Annotated in this window: 21 protein-coding genes, 1 tRNA gene and 1 pseudogene; 13 read left to right on the forward strand and 10 right to left on the reverse strand. The window is 47.4% G+C overall.

What is annotated here, in order from left to right; genetic code table 11:
- The first annotated feature begins 22 nt into the window (after positions 1-22).
- Both LCF57_RS07655 and LCF57_RS07660 read left to right on the forward strand, forming a co-directional pair.
- Positions 23-1,639, forward strand: coding sequence for an RsmB/NOP family class I SAM-dependent RNA methyltransferase (locus tag LCF57_RS07655; RefSeq protein WP_226000152.1), 1,617 nt, complete (start codon positions 23-25; stop codon positions 1,637-1,639).
- On the forward strand, positions 1,636-2,418 hold the full coding sequence (locus tag LCF57_RS07660; protein WP_226000153.1) for a pseudouridine synthase: 783 nt from the start codon (positions 1,636-1,638) through the stop codon (positions 2,416-2,418). Before LCF57_RS07655 ends, LCF57_RS07660 begins: the two co-directional genes overlap by 4 nt.
- An 89-nt stretch (positions 2,419-2,507) precedes the next feature.
- Here the strand turns inward: LCF57_RS07660 and LCF57_RS07665 are convergent, their stop codons facing one another.
- Positions 2,508-3,701, reverse strand: coding sequence for a GGDEF domain-containing protein (locus LCF57_RS07665; RefSeq protein ID WP_318840638.1), 1,194 nt, complete (start codon positions 3,699-3,701; stop codon positions 2,508-2,510).
- A gap of 194 nt (positions 3,702-3,895) precedes the next feature.
- Here LCF57_RS07665 and LCF57_RS07670 point away from each other — a divergent pair, with 194 nt between their 5' ends.
- Positions 3,896-5,020 carry a glycosyltransferase family 4 protein gene (locus LCF57_RS07670; protein ID WP_226000155.1) on the forward strand — a complete coding sequence of 375 codons (1,125 nt, stop codon included), beginning with the start codon at positions 3,896-3,898 and terminating at the stop codon, positions 5,018-5,020.
- Here LCF57_RS07670 and LCF57_RS07675 read toward each other — a convergent pair.
- Entirely contained in the window at positions 5,017-6,123 is a 1,107-nt protein-coding gene (locus tag LCF57_RS07675) for a hypothetical protein (RefSeq protein ID WP_226000156.1), read from the reverse strand. The two genes, LCF57_RS07670 and LCF57_RS07675, sit on opposite strands and share 4 nt — an antisense overlap.
- Positions 6,124-6,263: 140 nt before the next feature.
- Between LCF57_RS07675 and LCF57_RS07680 the strand changes: the two genes are divergently transcribed.
- The 5 genes from LCF57_RS07680 to LCF57_RS07700 all read left to right on the forward strand — a co-directional run bounded on the left by LCF57_RS07680 (position 6,264) and on the right by LCF57_RS07700 (position 8,786).
- Positions 6,264-6,869 (forward strand): DedA family protein, encoded by a 606-nt coding sequence (locus LCF57_RS07680; protein ID WP_226000157.1) that lies wholly within the window; start codon positions 6,264-6,266, stop codon positions 6,867-6,869.
- Positions 6,870-6,954: 85 nt separating this feature from the next.
- The gene (locus tag LCF57_RS07685) at positions 6,955-7,527 is read left to right on the forward strand and encodes a xanthine phosphoribosyltransferase (protein WP_226000158.1); all 573 of its coding nucleotides are present in this window, start codon (positions 6,955-6,957) and stop codon (positions 7,525-7,527) included.
- A gap of 103 nt (positions 7,528-7,630) precedes the next feature.
- A complete protein-coding gene (locus LCF57_RS07690; RefSeq protein WP_007429850.1) occupies positions 7,631-7,975 on the forward strand; it encodes a hypothetical protein in 345 nt (114 codons plus the stop codon).
- Between the two features lie 138 nt (positions 7,976-8,113).
- Positions 8,114-8,338, forward strand: coding sequence for a hypothetical protein (locus LCF57_RS07695; protein ID WP_226000159.1), 225 nt, complete (start codon positions 8,114-8,116; stop codon positions 8,336-8,338).
- 118 nt (positions 8,339-8,456) lie between these two features.
- Entirely contained in the window at positions 8,457-8,786 is a 330-nt protein-coding gene (locus LCF57_RS07700) for a carboxymuconolactone decarboxylase family protein (RefSeq protein ID WP_226000160.1), read from the forward strand.
- A 155-nt stretch (positions 8,787-8,941) separates the two neighbouring features.
- Here the strand turns inward: LCF57_RS07700 and LCF57_RS07705 are convergent, their stop codons facing one another.
- A complete protein-coding gene (locus LCF57_RS07705) occupies positions 8,942-9,481 on the reverse strand; it encodes a hypothetical protein (protein ID WP_226000161.1) in 540 nt (179 codons plus the stop codon).
- 221 nt (positions 9,482-9,702) lie between these two features.
- Here LCF57_RS07705 and LCF57_RS07710 point away from each other — a divergent pair.
- Positions 9,703-9,787, forward strand: a tRNA-Leu gene (locus LCF57_RS07710).
- An 86-nt stretch (positions 9,788-9,873) separates the two neighbouring features.
- Here LCF57_RS07710 and LCF57_RS07715 read toward each other — a convergent pair.
- Positions 9,874-9,999, reverse strand: coding sequence for a hypothetical protein (locus LCF57_RS07715; protein WP_264083524.1), 126 nt, complete (start codon positions 9,997-9,999; stop codon positions 9,874-9,876).
- A 296-nt stretch (positions 10,000-10,295) separates the two neighbouring features.
- On the opposite strand from LCF57_RS07715, the gene shc reads away from it, so the two are divergent.
- From shc to LCF57_RS07730, 3 genes and pseudogenes are all read left to right on the forward strand, one after another.
- Complete coding sequence (gene shc, locus LCF57_RS07720; protein WP_226000162.1) at positions 10,296-12,185, forward strand: squalene--hopene cyclase; 1,890 nt, start codon at positions 10,296-10,298, stop codon at positions 12,183-12,185.
- Between the two features lie 309 nt (positions 12,186-12,494).
- A complete protein-coding gene (gene msrA / locus LCF57_RS07725; RefSeq protein ID WP_226000163.1) occupies positions 12,495-13,007 on the forward strand; it encodes a peptide-methionine (S)-S-oxide reductase MsrA in 513 nt (170 codons plus the stop codon).
- Positions 13,008-13,099: 92 nt separating this feature from the next.
- A pseudogene (locus LCF57_RS07730) lies at positions 13,100-14,082 on the forward strand (divergent polysaccharide deacetylase family protein).
- Here the strand turns inward: LCF57_RS07730 and LCF57_RS07735 are convergent.
- Positions 14,057-14,818 (reverse strand): N-acetylmuramoyl-L-alanine amidase, encoded by a 762-nt coding sequence (locus LCF57_RS07735; RefSeq protein WP_226000164.1) that lies wholly within the window; start codon positions 14,816-14,818, stop codon positions 14,057-14,059. The pseudogene LCF57_RS07730 and the gene LCF57_RS07735 overlap by 26 nt on opposite strands.
- A 249-nt stretch (positions 14,819-15,067) precedes the next feature.
- Here LCF57_RS07735 and LCF57_RS07740 point away from each other — a divergent pair, with 249 nt between their 5' ends.
- The gene (locus LCF57_RS07740; protein WP_226000165.1) at positions 15,068-15,259 is read left to right on the forward strand and encodes a YqzE family protein; all 192 of its coding nucleotides are present in this window, start codon (positions 15,068-15,070) and stop codon (positions 15,257-15,259) included.
- A 96-nt stretch (positions 15,260-15,355) separates the two neighbouring features.
- Here the strand turns inward: LCF57_RS07740 and LCF57_RS07745 are convergent, their stop codons facing one another.
- From LCF57_RS07745 to LCF57_RS07765, 5 genes are all read right to left on the reverse strand, one after another.
- Complete coding sequence (locus LCF57_RS07745) at positions 15,356-16,393, reverse strand: hypothetical protein (RefSeq protein WP_226000166.1); 1,038 nt, start codon at positions 16,391-16,393, stop codon at positions 15,356-15,358.
- Positions 16,365-16,592 (reverse strand): hypothetical protein, encoded by a 228-nt coding sequence (locus tag LCF57_RS07750; RefSeq protein ID WP_226000167.1) that lies wholly within the window; start codon positions 16,590-16,592, stop codon positions 16,365-16,367. Before LCF57_RS07750 ends, LCF57_RS07745 begins: the two co-directional genes overlap by 29 nt.
- Before the next feature lie 58 nt (positions 16,593-16,650).
- Positions 16,651-17,613, reverse strand: a complete 963-nt coding sequence (locus LCF57_RS07755) for a YqhG family protein (protein ID WP_226000168.1) — start codon at positions 17,611-17,613, stop codon at positions 16,651-16,653.
- Between the two features lies 1 nt (position 17,614).
- Complete coding sequence (locus LCF57_RS07760) at positions 17,615-19,459, reverse strand: DEAD/DEAH box helicase (protein ID WP_226000169.1); 1,845 nt, start codon at positions 19,457-19,459, stop codon at positions 17,615-17,617.
- Between the two features lie 135 nt (positions 19,460-19,594).
- Positions 19,595-20,434 (reverse strand): helix-turn-helix transcriptional regulator, encoded by an 840-nt coding sequence (locus LCF57_RS07765; RefSeq protein ID WP_226000170.1) that lies wholly within the window; start codon positions 20,432-20,434, stop codon positions 19,595-19,597.
- Between the last annotated feature and the right edge of the window lie 104 nt (positions 20,435-20,538).

A 20,538-nucleotide genomic window follows, 5' to 3' on the forward strand; every position in this document is an offset into this window, starting at 1 on the left:
ACAGGACAGGATGATTACGATTATGGGTGTACAGCTTCCTACAGCATTTGTGAAGCGCATGGAGCAACTGCTCAGTGACGAATTTGAAGCTTTTATGGCTGCTTATGATCATACCCCACATGCAGGAATACGCGTCAATACGCTAAAAATTCCCGTAGAGGCGTTTAAGGCGATTTCGCCATTTGAGCTGCGGCCGATTCCGTGGTGTAGTACAGGCTTCTACATTCCGCACGGTACGAAGCCTGGGTTACATCCCTACTACCATGCGGGGCTGTATTATGTGCAGGAACCCAGTGCAATGTCTCCGGTAGAGCTGCTAAATGTAGCTGTGGATGAGGCTGTATTGGACTTGTGTGCTGCACCAGGTGGGAAATCGACTCAAATCGCTGCCAAGCTGCAAGGAAGCGGCGTATTGGTAACGAATGATATTAGCCCGGAACGAACCAAGGCGTTGGCTAAAAATGTTGAATTATACGGCGTGCGTAATGCCGTGGTACTGAATGAAAGCCCCGACCGAATCGCTGAAGCCTTTCCTCATTTTTTTGACAAGATTTTAATTGATGCGCCTTGCTCGGGTGAAGGCATGTTCCGCAAGGATGAGGACATGGCGAAGCAATGGGAAACGCACTCCGTGGAAAAGTGTGTGGTCATGCAACGAGACATTTTGCGCGTAGCGGCTTCGATGTTGAGCGATGGGGGACGGATCGTTTATTCGACCTGTACCTTTGCACCAGAGGAAAATGAGGGGATGATCGCGGAGTTTCTGGCGGCTCACCCCGATTTTGAGGTTATTCCTGTTCCTTTAGGAGCAGGCTTTGCACCGGGGCACCCTGAATGGGTGAGTGAAGCGGTTGCCTCAGCCCACCCTGAGCTGCGTGGAACGGCGCGTCTATGGCCGCATCTTGTAGAGGGCGAGGGCCATTTTATCGCTGTATTGCAGCATCAGGGCAGTCGTGCCGCTACGGCTGAAAAGGCTTTGAACATGGATGCGGAACGGCCGCGTAGGAAACAGCATTTGTCTGTCGAGGAATCACTGACTCGAAACGGACAGAGCAGACATGCCGTTGGTGAGCCCAGACGAAATAAAAAAGGAATGGATGGGAAGCCAGGAAAAGGAGCGACTGCGCGCGGGTTTGAGGGCGGCAAGTCCCGTTTCAGCAAAGAGGGTTTGAAATCGGCTGCACGTGCATCGCATGATGTGATGGAATCCTATCGCCAGTTTGTACAAGAGCAGCTGGAGGTGTCGTTTGCTGGCTATACAGTTGTCTATGGAGATCGCATCTATCAGTCGCCGCTGTCCTCACATCGTCTGGACGGCCTTAAAGTGGTGCGTCCGGGCTGGTTTATAGGCACCGATAAGAAGGGCCGATTTGTCCCTTCGCACCCGCTGGCGGTAGCTTTACGGCCGTCTGAGGCGGTTAGAAGCATTAATCTCTCTAGTTCAGATGCTGAAGCCATTCGTTATTTAAAGGGTGAGACCTTATCCATCCCAGTTCAGCGAATCACATTAAAAAACGACGCACAGCCCAAAGGCTATGTTCTCATATGTATTGATGGATATACTGCCGGATGGGGTAAGTGGCAGGATGGCATGCTCAAAAATGAATATCCAACAGGCTGGAGGTGGACATCGGTATGAGTGGAAAGGGCAGACAAACGCAGCGTTTGGACAAAATTTTAACCCACATGGGATATGGTTCACGCAGTGATATCAAGAGACAGGTGAAGCAAGGGATCATTACGGTGAATGGTCGAACCATCAAGGATAGCGGCTTGCAGGTTCATCCGTACAACGATCAGATTGAAGTGAACGGGGAACGTGTTGTTTTTCGGGAGTATATTTATATTATGCTGCACAAGCCGCCCGGTGTAATTTCTGCAACCGAGGATACGCGCGAACGAACGGTGCTGGATTTGTTAAGTGCAGAGGAACGGCATTTTGAGCCTTTTCCAGTGGGACGACTAGATAAAGATACAGAAGGGCTATTGTTGTTGACCAACGACGGCAAGCTGGCGCATGAACTATTGTCTCCACGACGTCATGTCCCTAAAACGTATGAGGCTACCGTATCGGGTCATGTTACGGAAGAGGATATTCAGCAATTTGCAGCAGGAGTAGAGCTGGATGACGGCTATATTACGCTTCCCGCTCAGTTGACCATTCTTCGGCATGAACATCCACAGCAGGCGGATGAAGAAGTCATTTCCTATATTTCGCTTGTGATCCATGAAGGGAAATTTCATCAGGTCAAGCGTATGTTCGAGGCGGTTGGTAAAAAGGTGACCTATCTGAAAAGAACGGCCATGGGCCCGTTATCGCTGGATGAACAGCTACCGCTGGGCAGCTATCGTGAGCTGACCCCCGAGGAGCTGGCATGGATTGGGCGGGATTTGGCATCTGTAACGACAGAGACTTAATGAGGATATACAATAAAATGACGCACAGGCTCTTATTAGAGTTCACTGTGCGTCATTTTATATTTACAGATAACGGAAGAGGATATGAATTATTGTGCCTGTGCTGTTCGGCTTTTTTTCACTTCCGCTGCCTTATAGGCTGTAACCTTGTTTTTACCTGTCGTTTTGGATATGTACATCGCCTGATCCGCCTGCTTGACCAGTTCATCCGGGTTTATTTCCTTTTTGACTGTACTATGACCGACACTGATGGTCACAATGCTTTCCGCGGCGACCCGTTCGCGAATACGTTCTGCGACATGTTCAACCTTGGCTCGTCGATCCACAACCATCGCGACCAGCTCCTCGCCGCCGTAACGTCCGGTTAGTCCGATTTCATCCAGTTCATCCTCCATGATCTGTGCGACCTGCTTCAGCACTTCATCCGCGCGGGCGTGACCCTGTGTGTCATTCAATTTCTTGAAATTGTCGATATCACAAAAAATAACCGACACCCGGATTCCCTGCTCCATATATCGTCGCAGTCGTCCCGAAAAGTATTTGCGGTTGTACAGGCCGGTCAGACCATCTGTGATGGAAGAACGGTAAATTCTTTGAAGCAGCTCCACAATCCGTTCAAACAGGATGATAAACAACGTGGTGTAATACAGCAGCGGCAAAAATGATATCCACAGAATTGTACTTGTCGTGCCTTCCTCTATGGGGATATCGTTTCCCAGCCACAGGCAGCCGAGCCAGAGCAAATACAGAAGCAAGCCAGCTGTAAATTTCTTGGGCTGGCCGATTCGCGGGGTAATGAACGCCATGCTCAGTATAAGCACCAAAACTCGATAAAATAGAGTGAACTCCACCAGCTTAGCTGAGCTGATCCAAGCGGGCAGCAAGCCGGTAGCCCAGGCGAGAATTGGTAGTAACAGTAACGCGCCCAGTAACAGGAGGGTCCATGTTTCCACACGTTTTAGCTTTCGGTAGAGCTGAAATACGGCGCCGTTAATAAGCACGAAGGCAAACGCCTCCAACGTGTTTTTCCACACGATTCCGTGCGTCTGCACCTTGCCTCCACTCGCCGAATAGAGATTCATGGCTTCATATGTCATAATAAAAATAGCGGCAATCGAAAAAAGAATATAGGCTTTTTTTCGTTGTCTGCTATATATGATTACGCACATAAGCGCCATCATGAGTATAATATACAAACCGCAGGCTGCAGTTACGGCCCCGGCCAAAGATGGGAAGCCCCATGTTCCCATTAAGAACAATAACGTCAACGTCACCGACTCCATCTGTCTGGATAGTAATCTATTGAACGGGCGATATCGTTCCGATACAATAGACAGGATTAATTCCAATTAAAATGTTATAATTTTCTTTTGTACCTAACATTTATCCTCAATATATCATCTTTCAGAAAATCCGGAAACCTATACATACAACCTGTGTTCCGGTCAGTATAATTGCTTGAAAGGGGAAGCACGTCATGAAATTGCTACAGGCTCTCTTTTTCCCACCCGAGCAACCGGGCGGCGTATCATCTATGATTCCATATCTGCAAGAGCGATTTGCATCTCCCCGTTGGGAAATGGAGCTATTTTCAATCCCTAAACGGATTCGTAACAAGGGTAGGGATGAAGTCACCTTTGATACTTTTGACTGGACGCAATATGGACAGTATCCAGTTGTTCAAAAATATATCCAGACGTACCGTGACTATTTGTGGTGGACCCGGCTTCGCATTCAGAAGCCCTTTGATCTTATTCATGCCCATCATCCCATTGCCGGGATCGCCATGAAAAGTGTTTTTCCTGACATCCCGCTCGTGCAGACGATCCACTCTTCTTATGAGAAGGAATTAATTCTAAACGGTAAAATAGAGGAAAATGGGCCTGAACATCAATTTCTGGTGTCTCTCTATCGAGAAATGGAGTATAAGGCAGACCGCCTGATTGCGGTATCTCGTTCTTTCCAGCATTATTTAGCACCGTATGTACAGAAACCGGAAGATATTGTGGTCATTCCGAATGGATACGATGAGAAGCGCTTTAAGCCTATCCCGCACGAAAATGAAGTGACACAGCTGATTACAGTCTGCCGCCTCGTTCCGGCCAAGGGACTGGATATTTTGTTGAAGGCCTGTGCTGAATTGAAAAAAAGAAATCAGAGCTATGTCCTTCATATTATCGGAGATGGTCCGATTCGCCCTGAGCTGGAAGAGATGGCGCGTCAGCTGGATATTTACCATGAGACGATTTTTTATGGATATACTCTTCATCCGGAAGAGTTTATGCCTTTCTTTGATGTGTTCGTTTTGCCTTCACGGGCGGAGGCCTTTGGTTCCGTATTTGCAGAAGCGGCGTTGAGCTGTCTGGCATTGGTCGGTACAGAGGTGGGGGGAATACCGGAGCAAATTGAGGATGGGGTCAATGGTCTGCTCGTGCCACCCGATAATCCGAAGGCACTGGCAGACGCACTGGAAAAGGTGATTGCAGATCCTGCCTATCGTTATGAGCTGGCTAGATCAGCCTGCGATAAGGCTAAATCAAGCTACTCCTTGAGCAGGGCGGTTAATGAGCTGAAGAAAATGTATTTGAAGTTTCCACATTAACCATGGCGCTTATGATCTGGCTTGGAATCGGAATGTCGAAAGCTGGAGTGAGGACGTGAGGAGCGGAAGGGTCTCCTGCGTCCTGCCATAATCAGTTTACTAACCCACATTAGACTGAGCATTCCGAAAATAGGATAGAGGACGGATAACAGTGAGCTGAAGCCGAACTGACTGATTAGAAAACATGTGAGCATAATGAATAATGTGATAAGCTTGGGCGAAATTTGGACATGCTGACGAATTTGCAGACTGACTCCATAGATGTCGGCCACAAAGGTACTGAAGATTTCCATAAAAATGAGTAAAATGTATATGATTTCGACCATCGAGCCCAACTGGTAAGCAATACTGCCCATAGGAATTTCAAATTGCTGAATACCCGGCATATGTGCTGACATGACAAAATGTGCAGCCATCAGCATAAACCCAACGCCAAGACCGCCAAAAATGCCGCCCAAACGGATGGTTCTGCGGGAAAAAGTTTGGCTGCCAAGCGGGACAAGCACGGCCTGTGCCATCGTTAGATTGAAGGACGTGTACAGGAGTGGAGAAATCCATGTCCGTAATGTGCTGTGATCTGTCGTATTCGTAATAAAGCTCTGCGGATTTGGCATGGAAAGTGTGCTGTGAACGAGCAAAACAGATATGGTAATCATCAATGGGACAACAATGGTATTCATATGCAGAATCGCTTTAATCCCTTTATTCAGCAGCAAGTAAGTTCCGATCAATGTAATGAGCAGTCCTGTCTGGTAGTGTAGATGAAGATGCTCTACAAAAACAGAGCCGGCTCCTGCCAGCATGACGCTGTTCACGCCGATCAGCACAGTGAGCGTGGACCAGGTGATCCATTTTCCGGCCTTGGCGCCAAAAAGGTGCTTGTTCAGATCCTCGTAGGACCTGGCTGAAATATCATGGGCGATCAGCATCATTTTTGTACCCAGCCATACAAATACGATTGTGGACAGCATTATAGTGAGTGTAGCCCAGCGTCCATACTGTGTGAAAAATTGCAATATTTCTTGTCCGGTAGCAAATCCGGCACCGACGATTGTACCGATGTATGTAAAAGCAATCTGTAAAACATGAATATTACGTTTCATTCCCAGTCCCTCCTTGCCTGCTTGAATAACCCTACAGCGAGCATATAATACAAACTATGTTCAACTGAAATGGGACATGACTGGATGAGACTGAAATAATTATAGTGAATTCAATGAATAGCTTGACGGGAGCGTAATTTATGGGTCAAATCCTTGCTTGGATACTGGAATACGGATATTTGGCAATGTTCGGCTTACTTGCCCTTGGAGTAGCTGGTATGCCGATTCCTGACGAAGTACTGATGATCGCCTTTGGCGGGCTCGTGTCTCAAGGACACTACAATTTTATTGCTGCGCTGGCAGTTACATTTTTCGGAAGTATGACGGGCATGATGGTTAGCTACACGCTTGGTCGTCTGCTGGGCAAGCCGCTGTTGCACCGATACGGTAAATGGGTGAGGCTTACACCCTCAAGAATTGCCTCTTCTGAAAATTGGTTTGGACGCTACGGCACCTGGGGGATTCTGTTCGGTTATTTTGTCCCTGGGTTAAGACATGTGTCCTCATATTTGGCAGGTACAACCCGTCTAAGCGTTTTTCGCTATATCTGTTATGCCTCAGCAGGAGCGTTGCTGTGGTGCGGTACGTTTCTGGGGATTGGGCATGCGGTGGGGATGCACTGGGAACAGGTGGCAAAGCTGATGGAGAAGGTGACGCATCGGGTAGGTTTGGTCGTCATTCTTTTGATCGTTTTGGGAGGAATCACCGCATGGTTCTGGAACAAGCGTAAAAAAAATGTTACATGACCATAGGGAAAGCAGGCTTTGGCTTGAAAGCGGCAGGTGAAGTATGGTACTTTTACCGCATAGGAATGCCTTGGGAGGTCATGGAATGGAAGTATTAAAGAAACGAATTTTAAATGAAGGTGTGATTGCGTCAGATCAGGTATTGAAGCTGGATGGTTTGCTTAATCACCAGGTTGATCCGGAACTGACGATGGAAATGGGACGAGAGTTCGCAACTCGTTTCCGGGAAGAAAAAATCACCAGAGTCGTGACCGTGGAATCTTCAGGCATTGCCGTCGGTTTTGCGACAGCGCTGGAGTTGGGTGTACCGTTGGTATTTGCTCGTCGTAAAAAGACTCTATTGGCTGACCCGGACGCTCTGTGCGAACGCGTACCTTCGTTTACGAAAGGTATTGTCACGGATATTATGCTATCCCGTCAATTTATTCACGAAAATGATCGTGTGTTGTTCATTGATGATATTATCGCTAATGGCGATGCCGCCCGAGGCATGGTTAAAATCATCCAACGTTCGGGAGCAGAACTGGTTGGATTCGGAGTTGCAGTGGAAAAATGCTTCCAAGCCGGAGCGAGAACGATCCGTGAACAGGGCATTCGTGTCGAGTCACTGGTCAAAATCTCATCGCTGGCTGACGGTAAGATTGAGTTTGCTGAATAGTAACAATTCAACAACTCATGATCCATATTTCTAATAATAACCTTTGCATGTGCCTCAATTTCGCTTATAATATAGTTAAGGTTTTGGGAGAGGAGGCAGCAACATGGGGAAAGAACAATTGACCGAACAGTTTTTTCTGGAAAAACTGGCAGCGGCTAAAGTGCATTTTGAACGCGCCTTGGATTGTAAGCATACGGAATTCGACGATTTATATCCCTATATGATTGAACATCCTCAGTTTTTTTGGTATAAACGCTATGTGGCCTGGTCGGAGTTGTTGACGTTGGTTAACCTATGCGAGGAATTGTCCTTCTCTTGGAAAGAAGAATTTACTGCCCACCAAGTGGAGTATGTAGATCAGCGTGTGTTGTCTGCACAAGTGCTGGACTTCTGGTATGAGAAGAACGATACAAAAGAACACGATCACAGTGTAAATCAGTCGGGATAATTTGTCGCTCTGTTGGCAATCCATATAAGTAGTAAGAGAGAAGAGACCTAAGTGATTCGTTTAGGTCTCTTTTTAAGCTATTTAATTGCATATATTGCTGTTCGTTATGTCAAATAAAGTGTGTAAGGGGGGACAAGGGTGATTTTAGATGAAGAATTGGATGCCTATCGACTTTCCGGTGAGAAGGTACGTGTCGTGCGCGATGGATTGGAGTCCAACGATGTGGTTGGCATTGTGCTGGCATGGGACGAGGAACAGGTGCTTATCCGTCGCCAGAATCGACGTGTGGTCAAACTGGATCGCAGCTATACATATCAGCCGTTCAGTGAGCCGCGTTACAATCCGGTAGAACTGGATAATTAGAGGCATGTGCTTCGATAATTGGTTGAATATCATTGGTTGGTGGCTCATCAGCATACAGAAACTCCAAACCGGACACAGTAATGAAGAATAACTCAACATGAGAGGACGTGCTGTGTCAATGACGGTTATGAATGAAAAAGTACATGCCTACAAGGATCAAATCAGCCATTTGGAAGAAAAGCTGCCGGAGGTAGTCCATGCATATCATCGTTTCACCGGAGAGTGCTTTCAAGCCGGGAGTCTAGATGCTAAAACCAAGCAACTGATTGCGCTCGGCATTGGTTTATTTGCTAACAATGAGGTATGCACCTTTTATCATGTGGACGAGGCCCGCTCCAAGGGAGCAAGTGATCAGGAGATTATGGAGACCATTGCTGTAGCTGCAGCGGTAGGCGGAGGACACGCACTTAGTCAAGGGGTTACACGTGTACAGAATGCGCTACAATAAAGCGATTTATGGGAATTCTTTATACACCGTTCATAGCGGGTAGGAATGAATAACGATAGCTGATGATTATGGTAAAGAAGCTTCCGAGCACGTTATGGGGTCAGTCCTGTGGTGCCTGCGAAAGCTTCTTTCGTTGATGGAGGGCTTTACGGGGATTATGCACTTCCACTTGCGGCAGAAGCAGCAGGGCGAAGCGATTTATGCTTATAGGCCGAGGAGGGTGTAACCAGACTCCGTTCAACGAACCGTAGGGGCTTGGAAGTTGAGCGGCTGTCTGGAGACTTGGGGTGATGTTTTTCGGGTAAAGGGTAGGCAGCTGTATGAGGCATAGAGGTTGAGAGCCCGAGATAAGCACGCATTCGTTCATACATTTCTTTGCGGAATGCGGGCATAGCCATACTGAACTGATTTTTGATCCCCTTACTTATATAGGTGGCGTGAACGCCTGAGTGGTTTTGTTGTATTTCTAGAACACGAATATGACATATATTGAATTCATGTTTTACTTCCGATAGTAAGATTCCGGTACGATCTACTCCTGCGTTGATCATTTCGACATAAAGACCAGGTGTTTTCAGGACACCGCTCTCTTCAAGAATCAGACTGTCCCGCTCAAATACTTTTTGAATAAAGGTTAGGAGCAGATAACTTTTTACAAGAGACAATTCATTCTGAGCAGTAGCTGAAGAGATCATAACTATTCACCGCCTTAGGGAAATAGGATGATAAATCACATTTGAATAAACGAATAGAGAACTTATGTTCTCTAGAACCTATGTTCTTATTTTAACTCACTATTCCTTATTTATCAAGAAGAATAAAAAAACATAAAAGGTTTGACATCTTGATATGAGCATGGTATGATCTATCTTGTCGCTAAGAAAGTTATCTTTCGAAGACATACGACAACATATATGCGGTCGTGGCGGAATTGGCAGACGCGCACGGTTCAGGTCCGTGTGGGCTAACCCCCCGTGGAGGTTCGAGTCCTCTCGACCGCATTACTTAAGAATGAACGAGCTCTTGAATTTCCTCCTGTGGGGATTCAAGAGCTTTTTTGTATATCCGGAATGCAAAACAGTACTCATCATATAGGCCGAAGAAATTTTCGAGCTGAGGTCAGATGGGTATAAACGTTCGCCGTAGTGGAATAATCGCCATGTCCCAGCCATTCCTGAATTTCCTTTAAGCTGACACCGTTAGCAAACAGCAAGTTGGCACAACTATGACGAAGATCGTAAAAACGAATCCCACATATTCATGAAGACGTGACTGAGGTTTAAAAAACGGGCTTTAACATGCGTGTAATTTATTAAAAAAAGCACCTATTCAACTATCAGGAGCGAATGACCCAAAAGGTATCACCCCTACCAGGTTCTATGGGATATACAAAGTAACATTTTTGTATTGAGCAACAATCCTATTATTAGTCATGCAATTCATTTTCTCATACTGACATACCGGCGTTCATATAATGTACTTCATGACGTTATACGGAGGTACAAGAGAATGGGTGATACACAGAGCGCGGTCGATGAGGGGTTAAGGAAGCTGAGGGACTTTTTCATGCGACGTCAGCATCAAGACGGATCATGGCATTTTTGCTTTGAGAACGGGGTGACGATAGATGCTTATGTCATGATCCTCTTTAGGATATTGGATATACAGAATGAAGAGCTGATCCGGTGCCTTCATGATCGCATTCTTGCGGAGCAGCAGCCGGAAGGCTGTTGGCGTTGGTATCGGGACGAGCAAGAAGGTAATTTATCCGCTTCCATTGCTGCCTATTATGCCCTGCTCTATTCCGGGTACAGTGAACCGACGGACGAGTCGATGGAACGGGCCAGACGTTACATTCAATCGCAAGGTGGACCGGGGAAATCCACCAGCATTCTGACAAAGGCAATTCTCGCTGCAACCGGGCAGCGCAAATGGCCTGCATCGATCTCTTTCATACCGCTGGAGATCATTCTTTTTCCTGCCTATATGCCAATCAATCTGTATGAATTCTCAGGTTATTCCCGCATCCATCTGATCCCAATGCTGATTATGGCGGATCGGAATTTCTCTATATCAACGGATAAGGCTCCCATTGTATCCGATCTGTTCGATTCACGCTATCATGACGAAGAGCCGCAATCCCAGGAGCATCGGGAGATTGCGGAAAGCATACGTGTCGGTCTCAGCAGACTTCTAGGAACTCCCCGTTATATCCATGAAGCAGCTCTAAACAAGGCGGAGCAGTTCATGCTGAATCGCATCGAATCGGATGGCACCCTCTATAGTTATGCGAGTAGCACCATACTTATGGTTTTTGCCCTGCTTGCACTGGGCTATGATAAACGGCATCCGCTTATTTTAAAGGCCGTTCAAGGGTTGACAAAAATGCAGTACCGCTTTGACGGTAAAGCTACCATTCAGAATTCGCCCTCAACGATCTGGGATACGGCCTTGATCTCCTATGCGCTGCAAGAGTCCGGCATCGCTGGGGATCAAGAGACCGTGCAACGGTCGACAGCCTATCTCTTATCCAGACAACAGGACAAAGCGGCGGACTGGAGTGTTCATAATCCGGATACGGTTCCTGGCGGCTGGGGATTCTCTGAGACCAATACCTTAAATCCCGATGTAGACGACACAACAGCCGCTTTAAGAGCGATTCACAGCCTGTCCCGTACAGATCCTAAATATCGTGACTCATCCAATCGGGGACTAAACTGGGTTATGTCCATGCAAAATAAAGACGGCGGTTGGCCCGCATTCGAAAAAAACACCAATAAGAAAATGCTAACATGGCTGGCCATAGACGGTGCCAAGTCCGCCGCCATCGACCCTTCGGGGGCCGACCTTACTGGACGCACATTGGAATACCTCGGAAATTGTTGTGGACTCGACACGAGGTACGATTTTATCAAACGAGGGGTCAACTGGCTGATCTCTCATCAGGAGAAGGACGGATCATGGTATGGAAGATGGGGGATTTGTTACATTTATGGTACTTGGGCGGCACTGACTGGTTTAGAGGCTGCCGGGCTCCCGACGGACCATGCTGCGATTCAAAAAGGAGCGAAATGGCTCTTGCAGATTCAGAATTCGGATGGGGGCTGGGGTGAATCCTGCACCAGCGACCGGGTGATGCAATACATGCCCTTAGGGGAAAGCACGCCATCCCAAACTGCGTGGGCACTCGATGCACTCATCGCGGTCCAGCCGCAGCCGTTTGCTGCCGTAAATAGAGGAATATCCAAGTTGATGGAATTGCTGCAAAATGACGATTTGCCGACCGCATATCCCATGGGCGCCGGGCTTCCGGGTAACTTTTATTCTCATTATCATAGTTACCGGTACATCTGGCCGCTTTTGACTCTAAGCCATTATAAGAATAAATACGGGGGATAAAGAGCCGCGCTGCATCCATGAGGCAGGAGTGGTGTTAGGGCTTAGCTCGTAAAGGATGGGCTTTGATCGTGTGGGCTAACCTCCTGTGGAGGTTCAAATCCTCTCTACCGTATCGTCTTAAGAATGAACGAGCTCTTGAATTTCATCCTGAGGAGATTCAGGAGCTTTTTGTATACATGCAAAATCCTTTTTTCGCTGCACATAAACAGTATACAGAGCGTGTTGCGGGTGAATTGTGGAGCGACTTCGGATGGCTAGATATGATAAAATTAACACAATTATGATGAAGCTATTGGAGGTTGGAGATAGATGGAGAAAGCTACTTTTGCAGGTGGATGCTTTTGGTGTATGGTGACTCCTTTTGAGGAGCTGCCTGGCATTCATGGTATTGTCTCAGGCTATACTGGAGGGACGGTTCCCGATCCGACCTACGAACAGGTTAAAACAGGAACCACAGGTCACTACGAGGTGGTACAGATTACGTTTGAGCCTGAACGATTTCCATATGAAAAGCTGCTGGAATTGTATTGGCCGCAAACAGATCCTACCGATGGGGAAGGTCAATTTCAGGATCGGGGTACACAATATAAGCCTGCTATTTTTTATCATACGGAGCAGCAACGGGAGCTTGCGCAACAGTCAAAGGAGCAGCTGGTACAGAGTGGACGTTTTGATAAGCCCATCGTAACGGAAATCCTTCCGGCTTCAGTTTTTTATCCGGCTGAGGAGTATCATCAGGATTACCACAAGAAAAATGTGAAGCACTATAAGGACGATCGCGCCCAATCAGGTCGTGATGAATTTATCAACAAGAACTGGTAAACGATTTAAATATACGTTTTTACGATTCTGAGGCAGACCGAAATGAATCCATGGGTCTGCCTTATACATATTTAGACGAGGTTACTCACACAATGAAGGGACAGAGAAGGAGGCTGACCTGCAAGAGTAAACGACGGAAGCTGCACATGAGAAATATCATAAAAAAGGCCATACAGTCATTTCGTAATCGGAACGAGTCCACGTATGCGCCTATTTATCGACCAAGCTCTAAAATACAAAGAACCGTTATAATCTGTATTTCGATCTGTCTCATGTTTATGATGTGCGGAAATGCTTGGAGCATGGGAACTGATATCGCAAAAGCATCAGACAAGCAGGGGCAGCAGCAAAAGATGGTTGCCGTCATTATCGACGATCTGGGAAACAACATGAAAGGAACGGAGCAGATTTTACAATTACCTGTTAAAGTTACGGTGGCTGTGATGCCTTTCCTGCCTACAACCAAACAGGATGCCACAGAAGCGCATAAACCCGGTCACGATGTCATCGTTCATCTTCCCATGGAGCCAAAGCAGGGAAAGCCGCAATGGCTTGGACCCGGAGCGATCAAGGCAATATGACGGATGACGAAGTACGCGCCAAGGTGACAGCAGCCATTAAGGATGTTCCTTATGCGATAGGGATGAACAACCACATGGGCTCCAAAGTCACTTCAGACAAGCGAATTATGTCCATTGTTCTTGATGTTTGCAAGGAGCATGGACTATTTTTTGTCGATAGTCGTACAAATTATTGGTCAGTGGTACCTGAACTTGCCGCTCAAAAGGGTATGCCGCCAGTACGCAATGATATTTTTCTGGACGATGCTCATACGCTCGCCCATGTGAATCGGCAAATTACGAAGGTGATTGAATGGCTGGACAAGAACGAGACTTGTGTAACGATTGGACATGTCGGCGTGTCTGGGATGTACACGTCCTCAGCTCTACGAGCGTCGGTTCCTACACTAAAAGATCATGCCAAGTTTGTGGGCGTTGGCGATCTGGTGCGTTCTGTATGGGGATGGAAGGGGAATCCAGCGACCAACACTACCATACCGTCAGATGCGCAATAATGCCTTCGGCTATAGCCTCGGCAATGTCTTTCTGTCCACGATCCGCTGAAAGCATTGCTCTGTCTTGTCCATTACTGATAAATCCCGTTTCCACAATGACGGCGGGATGCTGGATTTTATTCAGAAGATAAAAGGGTTTTCCGTATACTGTTTGTCTGTTCATGCAAAATAAGCGGTTTAATGAATGCTGAATCCGCTCAGCCAGCAGATAGCTATTGCCTTCATCCTGATACAAAACAATAGGCCCCCGTTTTTCATTACGCTTACTCCAATTTACATGCAGGCTTACGACTAGGTCAGTGGGTAACTGTTCGGTAAGGCTTTTGCGCTGCGCAAGGTCTTTTAGGTGCCTTGATTTGGAGTTAAGCCAACGGTTATCGTCACTCAAGGCGTAATCCTTGTCCCGATTCAGGACAGCAGGATAGCCTTTCGAGCGCAAAAGCAGGTACAATTTTTGACCGATGGCAAGGTTGATGTCTTTTTCCAAAAGGTTTTTGTGACTTGTTCCGCCATCCACACCGCCATGGCCGACATCTATCAGGACAACAGGCTTGGCAAACGCATGATGAGGTGAATATGCGCTGGATTGACTATCTGTGGTCTTGTTCAGTTCAGTGCTTTTTTCACTGGGCTGAGTAGCTGCATCAACAAAGGACGCAAATACAGAACTGCAAAGGATGCATAAACTCACCCCAAGCCCTGTCAGCCATAGCTTGTTCCATTTCTTATTTTGCACGTTCTATTCCTCCAGTAGACGGATTGATTGCAGCGTAGCTGCCACCAAATAAATCATTAGCTTTCGGGAAAGATTATGTTGAAGATAGTATGTTCCATTTAAGGGAAACCATGTATAGTTATTCCCGTAGGGATTAGACTTTTTGAAAAATGAGCAAGCTAGGTTTATCTGCACCTCATGCGCAAATCAGGTATCTCCAAGTAGCTTGAATGGAAATGCTAAGGAGCAGATTGAAGGAGGTTGCTAAGCATGGCGAAGAGTGACGAGTTAGTGACATATATTACGCAGCGGATTGTTCGGTATATTGAAACACCGCGTGATGTACGACGCAGCCAAAAACAGACCAAAGAGCCGTGGATGAACAAATGGTTCGGCATGCTGCCGCTTGCTCTTAAAATGTGGATAAAATCCGTACGCATAAGACGAAGGGAGCGACATTGAACCTGCAAAAGAGACCGCAAGAGGCATAGGGTATGCCGTTTGAGGTCTCTTTTTATGTTGCAGAGATCATATGGGATGACTTCGCAATTGTAATAGCTATGAGTCCAAACGATAAAATTCACCAGCTGGCAACAACTGTTTTAGTGGTACAAATCGGGAGAGGCCATTGTGCTGGGTTAGCGCATATAAAATTGGATGTGACGGATCATCTGGGGATATCCAGGATTGATATCCGTTAATGGATAAGGGCCCACCAAAAGCAAAGTTAATACTTGTGGCAGAAAAGATAATACGTGGTGATGTACGCAGCGTATTTATAAATTGGTCTGCGTTAAGGATGGAAAGCTTTTGCTTGGATTGAAGCCAACCAAGATCGTCATAGGGATCAAAAGGATCAGCCGAGAAAGTAACGGATTGTGCCTGTGTTTGCAAGAAATTTACAGTTAAAGGGAGGGGATGATTGAGGAGCTTATGTTTCCAACTCCCATCGGCTACTTCTTCCGGCAATGGATCGCCGGTAACGGCATCAATACATAATTCGCTGCCTGTGGAGGAACGTACCAGCCAGTAGGCTAATAGCGGTTCCTCATACATGGGTGTGATTTGCAGCTTGTCGCTAGATGAAAGTTCGGTCTCTGTGAGTGACTTGAGGGATTGGCGAAGTACATCCATACTGTACGGCCCGCCTGGACCGTTCCCGTATTCATTAAGTTGATAAACGCCATTAGTGTCTGTTCCGATAATCAGGTAGCCAATGAATTCTCCGGCACGGTTCACTTGAACAAGCCAACTATGGGTTCCAGGTCCAAGTGGATGGTAGCTAAGCTCGGCGTCTTTCCACTGGGAAAAAGGAGGCTGCGACGATAGGGATTGTATCGTGTCGTCCGCAGACCGTTTTACGTCCGAAGGCACACCTTGCTCTTGAATAGGGGGATTTGCGGAAGCATCACCCGCAGATTCCTTCAATGGGGAATCCAAAGAAATTGATTTGTAGAGGAACTTTGAGCTAACATGGTTACCCTGAGCGGCTGAGGAAGCCGCATGGATAGAAGCGAACGGACAGATTGCGGACAGGCCGATCAGAACAGCTGCGATCATGCCCACGCTATAGTGCCCGGAATGATTTTTCTTCAATGAAATCCACCTTTCTGCCGGCTGTCTTGTCCGGCGTAGGCATTCTTTTTATCCAGCATACAGCTTGTCCGGTGAAAAGACTGCTGCACCTTGTCGGCGCAAAGGTTCTGACCGTGTTCGCTTTTTGCTGTCGATAAATAGGGGCAGGCTCAGCGAGTCTTGTCGTTCCCGTAGCGGAAATCGTTCCAGTCTGAGGCACGATGTTACAAGCTGGCGATACTTCTGTAAATAGCCTGCGAAGGAACGAGAGATATCGGTTACCGCAGGTGAAATATGCCGCAGTTAATGGCGGATACGAGTACCTTGGGCTCATATTGCCATACCATTTCATTACGACGGGCTTGATGTTGCTCCACTATGGCTTCTTTTTTGTTCTCTTCCTCTTTATCCTGATCTTTCTGCTCCTTGGTTAGGTCTTCGTAGTAGTGGTCAATGACCTCCAATTCCTCCCGCAACCGTTCCTTTGCTTGCTCAGCCCAACTATAATCCTGCTGCCGGAGCAGGTCAGTGAGGTAGCTTTCAAGCGAATTGGAAGCCTCCGAGACCGTTAGCTTGGCAGGCTGTACATGCATATTCCCCGCCAACAGTGGACTTAGTTGACGGGCTTCAATCATATCGCCAAAGTCGGATATGATTTTGCCGCTCTTGAGTGAAATACCCAGCCAATGAAGCTCCTCTCGCTTTAAATCACAGGCAAATTCAACCTTATAGCAGACGCCGAGCCAGGCTTCATAAACTACGGGAGAACGGACAGTCAGCTGACGGGCATCAGGCTGCTCAAACAAATAAACATATTTCCCCCCGTCCCGTGCAGCTTCAAAAATTTGATGCAGACGTCGGCTTCCATAATGAAGCTCCTCTTGCAAAATACGTCCGGGGCCGAGCTGCGGTAACGCTGGAACATGGCCGAAGTAGCGGCCCATTACCTGATCCTGAGCGGGATTACCGGCTGCTGGAGCTGGCGGCGCCTGACGGGACAAGCGTTCCTGTTCCGTGCGGTAGGCTTCTCCATCAAAAATGAACGTGAATGACATCGTTTGTGCTGGAACGCCAGTACGCTCTACATATCCCCAATAGTAAGGGCGGTTGGTTAAGGCTTTATCCGCTTCGGGAGAAAGCTTGACGGTTACATGGTTGGGCGACCTTTCGATAACGCTACATCCGGTAGCCTCCAAATAGGTGAGGACAAAACGCTGAACTTGCTGCGAATTCATGCTCAAATTAGCGACCTCCTTTCACGCTGCGTCGAGCTTTGGTCACAGGAACCGTATTGCCTGACAAGTCTAGCAACTCAGCACCGCTTTGGTTTGTCCCTGTCGAATTGGAAGTGGGCGGTCTATCTGTACGCAGTTGTTCCATTTCCAGTTTAATAGAATCCAGCGAGTGGCCCAGTTCCTGCATTTTTCGGCGAATTTCATCATCATTGCTGGATTCGAGCATGATTTTGTACAGACTTTTTTCAATCGATTCTTTTTTCTCGAACTTCTCGAGAATGACGTCTAGTCCGCCAATGACCATTTCGAACATATTAATCTTTTCATGCAGGAGGTGAAGGATATGCTCCTCAATAGTTCCGGTTGTAGACAAGTTAAAAATATGAACATCATGCTGTTGTCCAAGCCGATGCACCCGTCCGATCCGCTGCTCGACCCGCATGGGGTTCCACGGCAAATCGAAGTTAATCATATGGTGGCAAAATTGCAGGTTAATGCCTTCACCACCCGCTTCGGTAGCGATCATGACCTGAATGCGTCCTCGGAACAGATCCATCATCCAATCCTTGCGTCCCCGGTTCATGCCGCCCCGGTAAGGAACGGCAGACAGCCCACGGTCACGGAAATAGTTCAGCAAATATTCCTGTGTAGCCCGGTATTCGGTAAAAATGATCACTTTTTCGTTCATCTGACGGATAAGTTCGAGCGCTTTTTCGGCTTTGGAATTGGCCTTGATCGCTTTAATGTGTGCGACCAAATCCCAGACACGATCGCGTAGAGGAGAGTCCGGCGCCATTTTTTTGGATAAATTAACGAGCGTGACGAATACGGCATCCCGGCTGCTGCACACTTCCCGTTGAAGGGTAACGAGAGATAGCATACTGCTTAAATTCCCGCCATTTGCCTGATATTGCTCTTTGACAAAAGAGGTCACTCCATCGTACAGCGCCTGCTCCTCCGGTGAAAGCTCCAAATGAATGTTGGAAACATTTCGTTTGGTGAATTGAACCGGACCTTCGCCGCGACGATTGCGGATCATGACTTTGGATAGCTCATCCTTGAGTTGATCCTCATTTTTGGGCAGACGTTTATCCACCACGAAATTGGCTGAAAAATCGCCTTGTCTGCCCAACTGACCGGGTTTGAGCAATGTAATGAGATTGAACAACTCTGACAAATCATTTTGGACAGGAGTTGCCGTCAGGAGCAAACAGTATTTTTTACGCAGCTTCATAATGAACTGGTAGTTGGATGTCTTTTTATTTTTCAGCTTGTGAGCTTCGTCTATAATGAGCAGATCATAATCAGTATCCAGCAGGATGCTACTGTGTGGCTCGCGCTTAGCGGTATCCATAGAGGCCACGACGACCTCGGATGACCAGGAATATGCTTTTTTTTGGGCGACAGCGGGAATGCCAAATTTGCTGTTCAGCTCACGCACCCATTGCAGGACTAAGGAAGCGGGTACAAGAATAAGCACTTTAGAAGCCAGTCCGCGAACCAGATATTCCTTGAGAATCATTCCGGCTTCGATCGTTTTGCCCAAGCCGACTTCATCGGCAAGAATGGCCCGTCCGGACATTTGAAACAGTACCTTTCGAGCCGTATCCAGCTGATGGGGCAGTGGAGTGAGGTCTTGCAAATGCTGCAGACATTGAAGCTCATCAAAGCTCGGTACCAGCTTGGCTCTTTCCGCTTCGATTGCCAGCTGATACAGATTCCAATCTCCCCATGGCCCTCCCTTGTGCAGGCGCTGGTCCAGCTCGTCCTGCCAGCTGCGGTCAAATTGCACCGGAACAGGCAATGGCGCTTGATTTTGTGTGTGCGGGGAACTTGTTGACTTGGCTTTCATGATGATTCCCTCCCTCCTGGTAGTAGCACAGTTGAAGCTCTTGGCTCTGTCACATATATGACATCTATTTTGCACAGATCGTAGATGTAGTATGGACGGAAAAAGATATCTTCATAACAAGAGGGAGAAAATCCGTTAGCTGCCCTCCATTAACTTTTGAAGTTTGCTTTCCGTAGAGGATTGCGAGTTGGGGGTGTAAATGCTGCAACGCAGATCGACGCCTCCCTGTACCTGAAGGGAAGTTAGGTCAAACAACATTTTGCCGGCCTTGGCATGACGAAACTCTATGAGCACCTCCGGCGCGGAGCTTACTTCGCTCTGATTCCAAAGCTCGTTGAACTCCGGGTAGGATTGACTCATATTTTGTATAAATTGTGCATACCAAGGGTCTGTCACGTATTGTCCGTAATATGCGCGGAAAATGGCCAGAAACCCTTTTACAAAATGCTCCCAATTCACGGCAAGACTTTTAAACTCCTTTTTGGTGAATAGCAGTTCAATCATATTGCGCTGCTCATGTGGCAGCTCGGCAAAATCCATAAAAACATGCGCCGCAGCGGCATTCCAGCCGACAATATGGCAGCGCCGATCTGAAATAATGGCAGGACAGTAGCGCAGCTCCTGCACAATCTTTTGCAGTGAGGGGGAAATGACCGTTTGTTCCGCAGGAGCAGGCGGGGCGTGAAAACCGGCTTCGAGCGCCAAATCATACAAATATTTGCGCTCATCCATATTTAACTGCAAGGCGGCGGCAATGGCGTCCAAGACAGAGGCTGACACCTTGATATCCCGTCCCTGCTCCAGCCAGGTGTACCAGGTTGTACTCACACCAGCCAGCTGAGCCACTTCTTCTCTGCGCAAGCCAGGTGTTCTGCGACGTGATCCTTGGGGCAGGCCGACCATATGCGGGTGTAGACGAGCCCTTTTTGTTTTGAGAAAAACGGATAATGCTTCCAGGCGTGCTTCGGTTTTCATAGGTATTTTCACTCCATTCATAGGTGTAGAAGGACTGAACAGCTATTGCTCTCTCATAGTAGTGTTCATTATACCAGGATAAACAAACACTTGTAATAGGATAA

Source organism: Paenibacillus sp. BJ-4 (assembly GCF_020404765.1).
Classification (GTDB): domain Bacteria; phylum Bacillota; class Bacilli; order Paenibacillales; family Paenibacillaceae; genus Paenibacillus.